We start from the raw sequence: 13,833 nt of genomic DNA, 5'->3' as shown, positions 1-13,833 counted from the left end.
ACTCGCCCATCTTGTTGGCGAGCCGGATCTCATTGCGCAATTTCGTGGCTTCGGCCTGCAGCCGCGTGATCTGCTCGGCATTCGCCTTGGGATCGACCTTGGGAGGCGGCGGGGGCTTGTAGGCAATCGGACGGATCATCGGTCCACCTGCTGATCGTGTTCAACTTTGCCGCTCAGGCGCCGCTCAAGCACACTGGGCCGCAAGCCCCCTATCCCGATCCTAGCCTGCCAGCCTCCAAAGAGGTGGAGAGTTGCGAACTCGCAATCCGTAGATCAATGGATAATCTAGACGGTAAACACGCTACATTACCGGTTGATGACGACAGCTGCCCAAAAGCAGTGGTAGTGAACCGACGTAACGATGGGCCCTTCCAGCGGGAACGGTACACTGACTTGGCAACCTATCCGCGATGGACTGCTCGCTGCGGGTGGCGGGCGTAAGGTGCGTGTACGTGTCAAGGACGACCATGCTACGATTACCATCCCGCGATGATCCGGGCCGGACGGAGCTCGAATACGACATTCCTCTCGTTGATGCGTGTGAACTTCTCGCCAACCACTGACGGTCGAAGCCAGCGCGGTCACGGCTCTGCTGTCCCATCCGGATGCGGATCAGCGACGTAACACTGGCTACCGAGCGAGAATGGGATCAGCGCGAGGTTCACGTTTCTCGTAGCTGCCGGAAACCACTATGCTGGGGCGTTGGTGCATGGAAGCGGAAGTTAGAGACAGGTCGGGGCCTGCAAATCGCCAATCGGGTCGAGGCCGCCGATGTTTCGGACCGGCGCCTATAAAACATCTTACTGAGCCAATGCCCAGCCCTGAAGAGCAGCCAGAATCCCCGCTGCCACCAAGCTACATGGCCCCCACCTGCTCATTGAAGTTTGTACTGCCTGTGTACCTTCCCTGTTGTCGTGGTGGTGTGATTTGTCGGCCTACCCGCGCCATCAGAGCAGTCCCAGTGGCATTCATAGGAGGCTGGCAATTCACACCATCTTTTGTATTCCCCAACAGGATTGAGCCACCGGTGCCGACGATCCAGATACGCCCGGAAGTCTCCACAAATATATCGCTCACTGCGGGATGGTGAACCCGCATTGCTTCTGCTCCATCTCGATCTGTTTCGTGATGCGGATGGCGTTCTGCGCGTAGGCCTCCGTCACGGAGCCGCTATTCACAGTCTTGCCGCTGAGTGGACTTACGCCCGCGCAAAGGTGAAAAACATGCGGGACTTCGGACTTCGCGGCTCCGGTTTCCGGCGCGATCCAGTAAACGACATCCTGACCTTCGGGGTGTTCAGCGTTCTTCGTCGCCGCTGCGATTACGCCGGAGTCCCTGGCGATGTCCTGCGCCTGTGCAGCGACTTCTGGCGAACAGGCGGTGGTCGGCTGCCCTGCCTTGATCTGGGCCGCGCACTCGTTCATGTCCTGAGTGTACTGCTCGACCGACGGGGGCTGGTAGCTGACGCCGAGCAGGGTCGCGACCACGGCCAGCACGGCGCCGACGCCGCCGGCAACCTTCTTGCTCTGCGGATCCATATCCTTGTCGGTGAAGATCAGTAGAATCAGCGGTAGGAAGGCGATGAGCGTGATGATCGCGCCGAGCTGGTTCTGGAAGAAGAACTTGAACTTCTCGGACGCACGGGCCGGATCGTGCTTGTTGGCCGCCTTCCATAGGAAGCTGCCGGCAATTGCGAAGATCGCGATCCCGACCAAAAGACCGATCAGCAGAGGCAGGTTCCCTTGGTCGAACTTGTGCTGGCGGAGCAGAACAATCCCGGCGATCTCCCCGCCAATGGCGATGATCCACGCGATCGCCGCGAAAATCCGCAGGCGCGTCGCGGAAGACTTCTGGCCCTGCGACGCCTGCCAATCCTTGGTGACGTCGCTCGCTGGCTTGTTGTCGGTCATGACCAAATCCCCTCGATCGATACCTGTGCAGGGCGGCGTCAAATCGGAAGACCAACCCGCCCCGCGCAGCATCATTGTACGAACGTCTTCGTCGTCTGCCTTACCGACGCGGCGAAAATGTGAGCGTTAGGCAGACCGCATCTCTATCCATATTGCGCGTAGGTGAATGCGTCCATACCCATGGGGCAGACGCCGATGCGGCGATTGCTCGGAGAGTGTTGGCAATTAACGTTTTGCAAGGCGATTAAGCATGAGCCGGGAGGCTGCTATGTCGATCATCGCCTCGGATGTCTGAACGCGATACTCATAATCTTTGCTGAACTTGCGATTGCGCCCGAGCCAAACGAAGCTGCGTTCCACGATCCAGGTCAAGCCGGTGATCCTCAAGACACGCTGACGCCGCTTGACGATCAGCAGCCGCCAACCTTGCTGCTCTGCCAGTGCGTGAGCGAATTTCTTGCTCTCATTCCGGCGTGGGCTTGGATATCGGTCATTGCACCAATGCGGTCACCCTATCGAAGCCGACCGAAAAGCCTTTGAGAGAAACAGACAAGGAAATCGCCTGACCGCTGTCGGCGGCCTTGGTCGCCGTTTTGAGCGTTTCTCCAGCGCGCAGTGCTGAAAGGAACGCATCGTCGAAGTTGAGCGGAACGAGGCAGCCGCCGGAGAGACAAGTGCTGAACCGCAGGGGTGCTTGAGCCGGCTGGTCGTCAATCTGAAGCGTGACGCCGGCATCGAGCGCGAGCCCGAAGGGTAGAACAAGGATACCGGTTGCCGCCTTCCCATCGGGCTGGCCTGGATCTCGATGCCCAGAATGATCCGCTTGCCGGCGCCAAGTCAATCCACCGTGATCGACATTCCGGCTTTAACTCTCGACATCACAATGCTCGTTTCAAAGCTTCGGGGATTCTGCGCACGTAAAAATAAGCGCTTTTCTTGCGTATCAGACCCGCGACTTTTCCCACCTAAAGCGTCGGGCGAATAGAATGAATCGAGAGGGATTCCCTTTTTGATTGAAGCATGATTCCTGTTGGCGAGGAGGAATGCCAATGGGAAAGACGATTTCGCATGATTTGAGGCTTCGGCTGGTTCGCGGCATTGCCGATGGCAAGTCGCGACGCTCGGTTGCGGCGCAGTTTGAGGTTGCGCCGTCGACGGCTGTACGGCTCCAGGCGCGCTACGCGGCGACCGGTTCGATCGAGCCGGCCCAAGCAGGGCCGCCCGGCCGCAACCGGTAAGCTGGGGCCGTATCGGGAAGCCATCGTAAGCAAGGTGAAGGCCAGGCCCGACATCACAATGCCGGACCTTGCGGCCTAGCTTGAAAGTGAGCACGGGGTGATGGTCGACCCGTCGAACCTGTCCAAGCTGCTGTGCCGGGAGGGGTTCACGTATAAAAAAGCCCTGCTGGCTTCGGAGCAAGAACGTTCCGACGTGAAAGCGGCGCGGCGTGAATGGCGCGAGCATCGCCAGCCTCTGATGCGCGCCCAGCCGTCGCGGCTGGTCTTCATCGACGAAACCAGCGTCAAGACCAACATGACCCCGTTACGCGGACGCAGCCCGCGCGGCAAGAGGCTCCTCGCCGATGCGCCCTTCGGCAAATGGCATACGCAAACCTTCATCGCCGCCCTGCGCTGCCATGAACTGGTGGCCCCATGGATCATCGAGGGTGCCATCGACGGCGCGGCTTTCGATACCTATGTCGAGACCCAGTTGGCGCCGGCTCTCGGTCGCGGCGACATCGTCGTTCTGGACAATCTCAATGTCCACAAAAGTCCTCGCGCCGCCCAGGCACTCAGACAGCGTGGTGCATGGTTCCTGTTCCTGCCCAAATACTCGCCCGATCTGAATCCGATCGAGATGGCATTCGCCAAGCTCAAAACCCTGCTGCGAAAGGCCAAGGCGCGAACCTACGATAATCTCGTCCGCGCCGTCTTCTTGGCGCCAACTCGGTCCCCTCCAGCTAATGTTCAGTTTGGCTACGGTCCGAGCCTGACAGCTTCATGGCCCGCCAGGCAGGCGCGGCCCCCAGCAAGATATATGTCCAGTAGGCCTTTGCAGGGTCGCCGCTATTGCCTGCCCCGCGTTTCCGTCTTGAAGATCTTGCCAGGATTGAGAACCCCGCGCGGGTCGATCGCCGTCTTGATTGCGCGCATGAGATCAAGCTCGGCGCCCTCGCGCCAATCGGCCATCGTGTCGACCTTCAGCCGGCCTATGCCGTGCTCCGCCGAGAAACTTCCGCCAAGGTCGCGCACCACTGCGTTGACCGCCTCCATCAACTCGCCGCTTCTCGACAGGAACGCCTGGTCGTCCAATCCCTCCGGCTTGACGAAGTTCAGGTGGATGTTGCCGTCGCCCATGTGACCGAACGGGACAGCCCGAACGCCTGGAAAGAGCCTCGTGACGACTTCCGCGCCAAGGCGGATCAGGTCCGGGACGCGGGATACCGGGACGGATACGTCGTTCTTGACGTTGGCGCCGACGCGCTTCTGCGCTTCGGACTGTTCCTCGCGCAGCCGCCACAGCGCCCGGCGTTGGGCAAGGTTCTCAGCGATCACCGCGTCGGACACGTCGCCTGCTTCAAGTGCTTCCGCGAGAATGTTCTCGGCCAGATCACGAAGCGTATCGTTGGTGCGGGTCGATGCGAGATCAATCAGCACATAGTGGTCGGCGCGCGCCGGGAATGGCAGGCTCACCCCTTCGATGGTTTGGACAACCATATCGACGGCCAACCCGGACAGATACTCGAAGGCGCGCAGACTTGATTCATCTTGCGAGCGGAACCGCCGATAAAGCCGAAGCGCCGCGTCGACGCTGGGCACCGCACAGAACAGCAGTTCCTCGCTCCGCGCCTGCTGAACCAGCTTCATCACCGCGCCGGTTATGACGCCGAGCGTACCCTCGGCACCGGCGAAAAGGTGTTTCAGCGCATAGCCCGTATTGTCCTTGCGCAACGAGCGCAGCCCGTTCCAGATTCTTCCGTCGGGCAGAACGACTTCGAGGCCGAGCATGAGATCGCGGGCATTGCCATAGCGGATCGTGTTGTTGCCGCCGGCATTGGTCGACAGCGCGCCCCCGATGGTCGCTGTTCCCTCCGCGGAGAAGGAGAGCGGAAAGACGCAGCCGACCTCGGCCGCGGCATCCTGGGCCGCCTTGACGATCACGCCGGCGTCCAGCGTCATCGTCATGTCGATTTCGTCGATCGCCCTGACCCGGTTCAGGCGCGTCAGTGAAAGCACGACCTGGCCAGCCGATGCATCGGGCGTCGCGCCGTCGACCATGGACGTGTTTCCCCCCTGGGGAACGATCGCCACGCCTGCGTCGGCACAGAGCTTCACCGCCGCCGCGATGGCCTGCGTGCTGTCCGGACGAAGCACGCAGAGCGCCCTGCCCCGGTTGAGATTGCGCCAGTCGGCAACGTAGCCATCCATGTCCGGCACGGCGTCGATGATGCCGCGCGGCCCTACCACTTCGGCGAGTCGATGAAGGATTTCGGCTTCGCTCACAACACCGCTCCGTCCGCCTGTCTGCCACTGACCTGTTCGACCCGCACCGGGAAGAGTTCAGCGTCGTCCTCGACCTCGATAAGGTGATAAATGGAGAAGCGATAGGCGGTTCCCGCCGTCAGTTCGGGTGGCGTGAAGGGGAAAGCGATGTTGCCGCCGGTGCTCAGCCTGCCGGGAAAGCCGTGATGCAACAGGAACTGCTTGGTGACGCCGACGACCGCCTTCGCTCGCGCCGCCGTCTCGGCAATACATTCGACGAGGAAAAACACCTCGGACGGCTGCTGCCCGGAACGCTGCGTCTCGAAGAGGCTGACGGCGCCTTTCCCGTACACGTGAAAGATGAGGTCGTAGGGAGAAGCATCCGGCGGGATGATCTCGGCCACCGTCGTTCTGACCTCCTCGACGATCGTTTCCGCGCGCTCGATGACGCGGGGATCGCAGGAGGCGGCGCACAGGATGGCGCGCTCGCCGACCCGCTCGGCGCCTTCGACCTTGACGGTCAACCGTGCTGCCGGCTGCCAGATCGCGCCTGAAACGCGCGAACGGCGCTCGTCCACCGCCTCGTAGCGGGCCGAAGAAATATCGAGCACGCCCTCAGGTTCGTAAATCCGGTATGGATCGGCTTGTTCATAAAGGCTGTGCGCGGCGACCGAAAGCGGCGTGTTGGCCCGCGCCGGGTTCATGCTCTCCAGGGTGAAGGCGTCACCGTCCAGCGTACCCAGCATCGCATCGCGCCCGCCTGGCACGCAGCAGAGCGAGGTACATTCGATAATCTTGGCCATGTGCAGCGAGGCTGCCTTGTCGTAGCCGAGCCACCAGGGCACCGAGGCGAACACCGCGGTATCACACGCCCGCCCCGCGATGATGACGTCCGGATCAAGCTCCAGTGCCGCCTGGAAGCGCCCGATGCCCATCTGGCCGACAATGTGCTCGGCGCGGCCGATGGTTTCGGCATCGAGGGCAGCGATATCGCCCAATGGCCGCGAGCGGCCGGCTCCCGCGTACTTGTTCAGCTCGCTACCGAGAATATCGGCCTCGATGACCGCCATTCTGAAGGTGAGGTTTTTCTTGAACGCAATGTCCCGCACAAATGTGAGCGTCGCCTCCAGATGCGGCCTCGCACCCGCCGTGCCGGCTGTGCCTATGACCAGCGGAACACCCAGTTCGAGAGCGCCGGTCAGGACCAGATCGAGGTCGCGGCGGGTGATTTCGGGCGACGTCGCCATCGTGCCCGAGCCGAGATAGGCCGGCCCCGGGTCGATCGAGCCCATATCGCAGCAGATGACATGAGGATTGCGCGCCAGGCCCGCTCGAAAAGCCTTTTCGGGAATGCCGTTGCCGAGCTGGCCGGAGGCCGCCAGCACGCGGATTTCCTGTCCCGGACCGAGGCCGGATGCACGCAGCCGCCCCGCCGCGTTCATAGCACGATATCCAGAAGCGGGCGGTGCTGCTGCGCCCCGTAGACGTCCCGGTCACCCGGTGATCCCGCCACCACCGGCCGGTCGATCACGATCTTGAGCGCCAGTGCCGGCGCATAGGGTATGACGGTGACCTTCTCGACCGGAACGCCGTACAGCTTTGCGATGGCCGCGGCTTCGAGGCTCTTCGAGGCCGATGCGGTATCGAAACCGGCTTTGTCCGGGAACATCAGGTCCAGAGTCACGTGCAACGGTCCTGCATTCTTGCTCCGGATGACCTTGGCGACGTCGATCAGCCTCACGGTACTCACGCCTTTTCGAGCGCCGCGGCGCGGATCTGGCTGATGGACTGCGATGGGGTAATCGCCTCCTGCGCGATCTTCACGTGGATGATCGCGGGAAGCCCGGACGCAGAAGCCCGCTCGAACGCCGGCGCGAAATCTTCCGTTCGCTCGACCGTCTCGCCGTGCGCGCCATAGGCCCGGGCGAGTATGGCGAAGTCCGGATTCTTCAGGTCCGTCGCCACAGTGCGCGCAGGAAAATTCCTTTCCTGATGCATGCGGATGGTGCCGTACATGCCGTTGTCGACGAGAATGACGATCACACCCGCTCCGTACTGGACGGCCGTCGCGAGTTCCTGCCCGGTCATCATGAAATCTCCATCGCCGGCTACGCACACGACAGCGCGGTCGGGATGGCGGATTTTTGCGGCCACAGCCGCCGGATACCCATAACCCATCGAACCGCTCGTCGGTGCAAGCTGGGTGCCAAATTTCCGGAAGCGGAAGAAGCGATGAACCCAGACAGAGAAGTTGCCTGCCCCATTGGTGATGACGGCATCGTCCGGCAAATGTTCGCGCAGCCAATGGATGATCGGACCCATCTGGACCGGCCCCGGAATCGTCGCGGGCTTCTGCCAGGCTTCGTACTCGGCCCGCCCTGCCGAGAGCCAGTCGCGCCAACCATCCCTGGGTTTCACCGAAATCGCCTTCAGGCCTTTCGCAAAACCCCGCGGCGTGGCGTTGATGGCCAGCGCCGGCTGATAGACACGTCCAAGCTCTTCCGGCCCCGACAGGACATGGATCATCTCCTGCTTCGGCTGGGGTATGGCGATCATCGAATACCCGCCGGTGACCATTTCACCCAGACGCGATCCGATCACCAGAAGAAGATCGCTCTGCTCGATGCGTTGCCTGAGCTTCGGATTGAGGCCGACGCCGACATCGCCGATGAAATTCGGATGATCGTTGTCGAACAAATCCTGCCTGCGGAAGGACGCAGCGACAGGCAGGCCGCTCTGCTCCGCGAATGCCCGAACAGCCGCACAGGTCTCCTGATCCCATCCCGTGCCGCCTAGGATGACCAGCGGACGCTCCGCCGCCTGCAGACGCGCGGCCACCTCGGCCATCTGTTCGTCGGACGGATAGGTTTCGAGGCGCCGCCGCGGCGTCAGTTCGACCGCCATCGCCACGTCGTCCAGCATATCCTCCGGCAGCGCCAGCACCACCGGGCCCGGCCGGCCCGACGTGGCGACGGCAAAGGCGCGGGCGACCATTTCCTGGACACGGTCGGCACGGTCGATCTGCGCCACCCACTTGGCAACCTCGCCGAACATCCTCCGGTAGTCGATTTCCTGGAAGGCGCCGCGTTCCATGGCGCCCCTGTCGACCTGGCCGATAAACATGATCATCGGCGTGGAATCCTGATGGGCAACGTGCAGGCCCGCACTCGCATTGGTCGCTCCCGGACCGCGGGTCACCATGCAGATGCCGGGCCGGCCGGTGAGCTTGCCGTCGGCTTCGGCCATCATCGCGGCCCCGCCCTCCTGCCGGCAGGTGATCGTCTCGATGCCTGGCGCATCGTGCAGCGCGTCAAGAACGGTGAGGTAACTTTCGCCGGGAACGCAATAGACCCTGTCCACGCCATAAGCGACCAGCGTATCGACCACCAATTGTCCGCCGCTACGCAAGGTTCCGGTTTTCGTCATCGTGCTGCTTTCTCGTACATGAATGGGTGTTTCGGGCGAATGACCGAACCGTCAGGCGACGGACACCGGCGGCGCCACCGCGACATCCTTCTGGCCGTTGCGGTCAAGAACGTCGCGGACGAAGCCAGACGCCTTCACATCTTCAACGAAACGCTTCAGGTAGTCGGCAGCCAGCCGGCGCCCGTTCGGCAACGCCATCGCCTGCTTGATCTCCATGAAGGGCTCCGCGAGGATTCTGTAGCCCGGCGTCGACGCGATGAACTCCTCCATCGGCTGCCGGATTCCGGCAGCGACGTCGGCCTTGCCCTCGATAAGCAGCGCTGGAATACCCGTGGCACTCTCAATGCGGACGAATTCAACCTGCTTCAGGGTGCGCGTCAGGAACAGGTCGTAGGCGCTGCCCTTGCCGACACCGATCCGCACGCCTGGCTTGTCGACGCTGGCCAGATCACTGAACGGAGAAACCTGCGGCACTGCATAGACGCCGGCTATCGACACATAGGGCGCGGTGAACGCGATCTCGGCAGCACGCACCGGCTCGTTGGCGAGGAAGCACACGTCCCACACGCCGTCGTTGCGTGTTTCGAATACGTCTTCCGCGCGCTTGTAAGGCACGAAATCGACTTCCAGACCAAGACGCCTGCCGAGTTCCATGGCAAGCGCCGGCGTAATGCCCTTGGCGGAGCCGTCGTCGGCGCGCTGGACGAGCACCTGGTTGCCGAAATTCAGCGCAGCGCGCAATCGCCCGGTCGGGGCAAGCTCTTGAATAAGGGCGGACTGGTCGACGTTCATCGGGGTCTCCATCAGTTTTTCCAGGCAGGCGCCGCGACGCCGGTCTTGACCGCAAGCTCCTCAAGCTGGCCTGCCAGCTCGGACGAGATCGGGAGGCCATCCCGATCCGCCTGCGTCGACTTCACGTCTTCGATCTCGCCAGGCAGGAAGATGCCCTTGCTGCCCTCGGCGAGCGGGCTAGCCTTGATCTGCCGGACCAGTTCCTCCACATCGTCATAGAATGCCTCCGTTTCGCGCATGAAATCCGGCGCAATCGCCAGGAAGAAATGGCCGACGCCGCCCTTGGGGTGATCGTGGTTGTTCGATCCCAGGCCAAAGGGCGACCCGGTGAGCGCGCCGGCCAGCACCTCGATCATGACCGAGAGGCCGTAGCCCTTGTGTTCGCCGATCGCGGCCAGGATGCCGTTGGCGAGGATGGCATTCGGGTCGGTCGTCGCGCGGCCGAGCGAATCGTAGCCCCAACCCTCCGGAACCTTCTGCCCGTTGGCCGCCGCAACCCGGATGCGACCCATCGCGACCTGGCTGAGCGCCATGTCCAGGACCATCGGCCGTTTCGGCTGCCGCCGGGGGATCGCGATGGCGATCGGATTGTTGCCGACGACGGCGCCGATCGCGCCTGTCGGTGCGATGTTGGAGCGCGTGGTGGTCGTTGTCAGGCCGATCATCCCCGCCAGCGCGGCACGCTCCGAATAGATCGCCGCCGCGCCGAAATGGTGGCTGTTGCGCACGCCCACGACCGCGGCGCCATGCTCCCTGGCGATCTCGATCGCCAGGTCCATGGCCATCGCCCCTGGGCGAAAGCCATAGCCGCCGTCGGCATTAACCAGCGCAGTGACGCCGCGACGCTGCAAGATTCCCACCTGCGGTTGACCGTTGATCTTGCCGCTCTTGATGCCCTCGCAATATTGCGGGAGCCGGAACACGCCGTGGGTGGTGACCCCGCGCTTGGTCGCGAGGATCAGGCCGTCTGTCACGGCTTCGGCGTCCGGGCCGGCAAGACCGCTTGCCGACAGAGTTTTTATCGCGAATTCGCGAATGTCGGCCTCGACGACATGTGGCATTTCAAACATCCTGGTTTGCTGTTGGATTTGGCTTCGGTGTGGGCTTAACAGCGGCGAACCGGCGACGAAGCCTTGCGACAAAGGGCAAAACGATCACGAGGATGGCGACCGTCATCAGCGTTGCCGCGATCGGGCTGGAGAAGAAGATCATCGGATCGCCCCGCGAGATGATCAACGACTGCCTAAGCGTCAGTTCCGCCACATCACCGAGCACGATACCGAGGATCAACGGCATGGTCGGATAGCTCAGCTTGTTCAGCAGATATCCGATGACACCGAAGGTCAGCATGACGCCGACATCGAACAGGCTGTTGCGGAAGGCATAGACGCCGACGAAGCACAGTACCAGAACGAAGGCGTTCAGGATCGGCACGGCCTTGACCGTCATCTTGGTGAAGGCCGGGATGAAAAGCGTGTTGAGGATCAGGAGGATGACGTTGCCGACATACATGCTGGCAAGGAATCCCCAGATCACCGTCGGATTCGTCTGAAACAGCAACGGACCCGGACGCAGGCCCTGCATCAGCATGGCGCCGAAAAGCACAGCCGTCGCCGGCGAGCTTGGAACGCCAAGCGACAGGATCGGCACCATGGCGCCGCTGGTCGCGGCGTTGTTGGCGGATTCGGGACCGGCGACGCCCTCGATCGCGCCGTTGCCGAACTCTTCCGGGCGCCTTGAGACACGCTGCTCGACCGCATACGAGGCCGTCGCCGCCATGGTCGTGCCTGAGCCCGGGATGATGCCGATGAAGAAGCCTATCAGGGTGCCACGCAGCGCCGGAAAGCGGCTTTTGCGCCATTCCTCCCTGGTCGGAAGCATGTCGCGAAAACCGAGGCTGGTGTCGGCCGTGACGCGCATGTTCCGTTCGACATTGGCCAGCACTTCGGCCACGCCGAACATGCCGACGGTCACAGGCAGGAAATCCAGCCCGTCGAGCAGCCTGTCGACACCGAAGGTGAAACGCGGCGTGCCGGTGACGATGTCGAGGCCGACCATGCCGATGCCGAGGCCGAAGGCGAGCATCATCCAGCCCCTGACCGGCTGCTTCGACGACAGTCCCGAGATCATCGCAAGCCCGATGAGAAGAACGCCGAACTGCTCGGCCGGCCCGAAACTCAGCGCCCAGCGGGCAAGCTGGGGAGCTAGCGCCACGAGCAGGACAAGGCTTGCCGTGCCGGCTGCGAAAGACATGACGGCGGCGATGATCAGCACCGCGCCGCCGCGACCCTTCTGTGCGAGCTTGTGTCCCTCCAGCGCTGTCCAGATGGAATCGGACTCGCCCGGAATGTTGAGGAGGACCGAGGTGATCGTCCCTCCATACATGGCTCCATAGTAGATGCCGCCGAGCATGATCAGGGCCGATGTCGGGTTCAGCGTGAAGGCGAATGGCAACAGGACAGCCATGCCGGCCGTAGGCCCGAGACCGGGGAGCGCGCCGACAAGCGTGCCCATGATCGTGCCGAAGATCACCCAGACCAGGTTTTCCCAGCTGAGCGCGATGATGAAGCCATCGCCGAGCAGGCTCAGAGTTTCCATGATCCTGACCTATCGAAGCCCAAGCACGCCAGCAGGCAGGGCAACACCCAGCAGGGCTTCGAACGTGATGTAGATGAAGAGCGTAATGAGAACGGCGGTGGCAACGCTGAGCAGCGGACTGCGACGCTCGACCATTCGCAACTCCAGAAAGATGAAGAGTCCAAGCGTGACCAGCGTACCGAGAACGGGCGCAAGCCCGATCGCGGCGACCAGCATGACCACCACGGCCACGACACGGCTGCCTTCCAACAAGGTTGGAATCGATGGATCGCCGGCCGGAGCCTCGCCGCGCAGATTCTGCCAGACAAGCATGGAGCTCATCGCCACCAGAATGCACCCGACGCCGAAGGGAAGCATGCCCGGCCCAACCTGGCGCATGCGCATCAGCGGCAGTTCGGTCCACACCTGCTGGAGCACGATCAGCCCGAGAACCAGGAAGAAAAGAGCGACCGCCAGGTCCAGCCTGCGATGGATGCGCGCGTCCCGCGCGCTCTGCTCCGGCGGCGTGTCGATCGCGCCTGATTCTTCAGTCATGTCAGTTTTCCCGCTTTGAGGCGGCCGGTAGACAGGGTGTCCCGGCCGCCCGCTTTTGCCTTACTTGGTCTTCTCGTAAACCGTGCCGATGCGGTCGAAGTCACCCTGCAGGGCCTTCTTGTAGTCTTCGAGGCCGACATACTGCAGGTTCATGTTCAGCCGCTTGGCGAAGCTGAGGAAGGACGGGTCTTCCATCGTCTTCTTGAAGGCATCATGCAGCTTCTGAACGATTTCCTTCGGGGTGCCCTTCGGTGCGGCGATGCCCAGGCGGCTGTCGAGCACGACATCCTTGTAGCCCAGCGAAGGCATGGTCGGGACGTCCGGCAGGGCATCCGACGGCGTGGTCGCGATGACCGCCAGGACGCGCAGGTCGCCCGACTCCATGAACGGCGTCACCGCCACGAGCGAGGAGATCACGCCATCGATATGGCCGCCGGCAGCGGCGGTCGCGGCAGGCCCGCCGCCATCGAACGGTACGTCGGTCAGGTCGGATTCCGTCGCATTGGCGAGCAGGCGGATCAGCGCCCAATCCTCGCCGCCGGTGCCGCTGTGGCCGAGCGAAACCTTGCCGGGATTGGCCTTGATGTATTCGATGAACTCCTTGGCGTCCTTCGCCGGGAAATCCTTGCGGACGGCGAGAACTTCGGTCAGCCCGACCACGCCGATGACGAACTCGAAATCGTTCAGCGGATCGTAGGTGAGCTTCTGCGAGTGCGGAATCGTCGTCGTCGCGCCGGTACCGGTTATAATCAGATCATAGCCGTCCGGCTTGGCCGAGCGGACGAACTCGGTCGTGCCGATCACGCCCGATGCGCCAGGCTGCATGTCGATGCTGATCGGCTGGCCGAGATAGGGCGATGCGGATCCGGCGAGCGTGCGTGCCAGGGTGTCCGAGCCGCCACCGGCCCCGAAAGGCACCACCAGCCGCAATGGATGATCAGGGAAGTTGGCCGCGTCCTGCGCGTGAGCCGCTCCGATCGTCATGGTCGCTGCAAGCGCCACCATTGTGCGTTTGAGAAAGTTCATTCGTATCCTCCCATGGGCAATTCTGGAAATTTGAACACTCGCCAGTTCTTCTATGCGGCATGCCC

At 62.6% G+C, this 13,833-nt stretch carries 12 protein-coding genes and 1 pseudogene; 2 read left to right on the top strand and 11 right to left on the bottom strand.

All coding sequences use genetic code 11. The annotated features are described in order from the left end of the window. Positions 1 to 1,073: 1,073 nt before the first annotated feature. The gene (locus OHD58_RS24955) at positions 1,074 to 1,910 is read right to left on the bottom strand and encodes a hypothetical protein (protein ID WP_263806339.1); all 837 of its coding nucleotides are present in this window, start codon (positions 1,908 to 1,910) and stop codon (positions 1,074 to 1,076) included. Positions 1,911 to 2,400: 490 nt separating this feature from the next. Continuing rightward, entirely contained in the window at positions 2,401 to 2,751 is a 351-nt protein-coding gene (locus OHD58_RS24950) for an invasion associated locus B family protein (protein WP_263806338.1), read from the bottom strand. Positions 2,752 to 2,959: 208 nt separating this feature from the next. On the opposite strand from OHD58_RS24950, the gene OHD58_RS24945 reads away from it, so the two are divergent. Further along, positions 2,960 to 3,148 (top strand): hypothetical protein, encoded by a 189-nt coding sequence (locus tag OHD58_RS24945; RefSeq protein WP_263806337.1) that lies wholly within the window; start codon positions 2,960 to 2,962, stop codon positions 3,146 to 3,148. Between the two features lie 100 nt (positions 3,149 to 3,248). Next, positions 3,249 to 3,782: pseudogene (locus OHD58_RS24940) on the top strand (IS630 family transposase); the annotation flags it as partial. A gap of 194 nt (positions 3,783 to 3,976) precedes the next feature. Here the strand turns inward: OHD58_RS24940 and OHD58_RS24935 are convergent. From OHD58_RS24935 to OHD58_RS24895, 9 genes are read right to left on the bottom strand one after another with little or no spacing between them, the layout of a single operon-like run. Continuing rightward, positions 3,977 to 5,413 carry an FAD-binding oxidoreductase gene (locus tag OHD58_RS24935; protein WP_263806336.1) on the bottom strand — a complete coding sequence of 479 codons (1,437 nt, stop codon included), beginning with the start codon at positions 5,411 to 5,413 and terminating at the stop codon, positions 3,977 to 3,979. Then, a complete protein-coding gene (locus tag OHD58_RS24930; RefSeq protein ID WP_263806335.1) occupies positions 5,410 to 6,834 on the bottom strand; it encodes a DUF1446 domain-containing protein in 1,425 nt (474 codons plus the stop codon). The genes OHD58_RS24935 and OHD58_RS24930 overlap by 4 nt, the downstream gene beginning before the upstream one ends. Next, the gene (locus OHD58_RS24925) at positions 6,831 to 7,142 is read right to left on the bottom strand and encodes a DUF4387 domain-containing protein (RefSeq protein ID WP_263806334.1); all 312 of its coding nucleotides are present in this window, start codon (positions 7,140 to 7,142) and stop codon (positions 6,831 to 6,833) included. Before OHD58_RS24925 ends, OHD58_RS24930 begins: the two co-directional genes overlap by 4 nt. Then, entirely contained in the window at positions 7,139 to 8,818 is a 1,680-nt protein-coding gene (locus tag OHD58_RS24920; RefSeq protein ID WP_263806333.1) for a thiamine pyrophosphate-binding protein, read from the bottom strand. Before OHD58_RS24920 ends, OHD58_RS24925 begins: the two co-directional genes overlap by 4 nt. 51 nt (positions 8,819 to 8,869) lie before the next feature. Beyond that, positions 8,870 to 9,622, bottom strand: a complete 753-nt coding sequence (locus OHD58_RS24915; RefSeq protein ID WP_263806332.1) for a transporter substrate-binding domain-containing protein — start codon at positions 9,620 to 9,622, stop codon at positions 8,870 to 8,872. Then, a complete protein-coding gene (locus OHD58_RS24910; protein ID WP_263806331.1) occupies positions 9,622 to 10,671 on the bottom strand; it encodes an Ldh family oxidoreductase in 1,050 nt (349 codons plus the stop codon). The genes OHD58_RS24915 and OHD58_RS24910 overlap by 1 nt, the downstream gene beginning before the upstream one ends. Position 10,672: 1 nt before the next feature. After that, positions 10,673 to 12,208, bottom strand: a complete 1,536-nt coding sequence (locus OHD58_RS24905) for a tripartite tricarboxylate transporter permease (protein WP_263806330.1) — start codon at positions 12,206 to 12,208, stop codon at positions 10,673 to 10,675. A 9-nt stretch (positions 12,209 to 12,217) separates the two neighbouring features. Further along, on the bottom strand, positions 12,218 to 12,742 hold the full coding sequence (locus OHD58_RS24900; RefSeq protein WP_263806329.1) for a tripartite tricarboxylate transporter TctB family protein: 525 nt from the start codon (positions 12,740 to 12,742) through the stop codon (positions 12,218 to 12,220). A 60-nt stretch (positions 12,743 to 12,802) separates the two neighbouring features. Further along, positions 12,803 to 13,768, bottom strand: coding sequence for a Bug family tripartite tricarboxylate transporter substrate binding protein (locus OHD58_RS24895; protein ID WP_263806327.1), 966 nt, complete (start codon positions 13,766 to 13,768; stop codon positions 12,803 to 12,805). Between the last annotated feature and the right edge of the window lie 65 nt (positions 13,769 to 13,833).

Source organism: Mesorhizobium sp. ZC-5 (assembly GCF_025753855.1).
Taxonomy (GTDB): domain Bacteria; phylum Pseudomonadota; class Alphaproteobacteria; order Rhizobiales; family Rhizobiaceae; genus Neomesorhizobium.
The sequence above is the reverse complement of the archived record's forward strand: the minus strand, read 5'-3'. Positions and strand labels throughout refer to the sequence as shown.

Excerpts from the sequence above, each read along its gene's own strand:
- OHD58_RS24955 (WP_263806339.1), bottom strand. The coding sequence starts at position 1,910 with ATGACCGACAACAAGCCAGCGAGCGACGTCACCAAGGATTGGCAGGCG.
- OHD58_RS24945 (WP_263806337.1), top strand. The coding sequence starts at position 2,960 with ATGGGAAAGACGATTTCGCATGATTTGAGGCTTCGGCTGGTTCGCGGC.
- OHD58_RS24930 (WP_263806335.1), bottom strand. The coding sequence starts at position 6,834 with ATGAACGCGGCGGGGCGGCTGCGTGCATCCGGCCTCGGTCCGGGACAG.
- OHD58_RS24920 (WP_263806333.1), bottom strand. The coding sequence starts at position 8,818 with ATGACGAAAACCGGAACCTTGCGTAGCGGCGGACAATTGGTGGTCGAT.
- OHD58_RS24915 (WP_263806332.1), bottom strand. The coding sequence starts at position 9,622 with ATGGAGACCCCGATGAACGTCGACCAGTCCGCCCTTATTCAAGAGCTT.
- OHD58_RS24910 (WP_263806331.1), bottom strand. The coding sequence starts at position 10,671 with ATGCCACATGTCGTCGAGGCCGACATTCGCGAATTCGCGATAAAAACT.
- OHD58_RS24905 (WP_263806330.1), bottom strand. The coding sequence starts at position 12,208 with ATGGAAACTCTGAGCCTGCTCGGCGATGGCTTCATCATCGCGCTCAGC.
- OHD58_RS24900 (WP_263806329.1), bottom strand. The coding sequence starts at position 12,742 with ATGACTGAAGAATCAGGCGCGATCGACACGCCGCCGGAGCAGAGCGCG.
- OHD58_RS24895 (WP_263806327.1), bottom strand. The coding sequence starts at position 13,768 with ATGAACTTTCTCAAACGCACAATGGTGGCGCTTGCAGCGACCATGACG.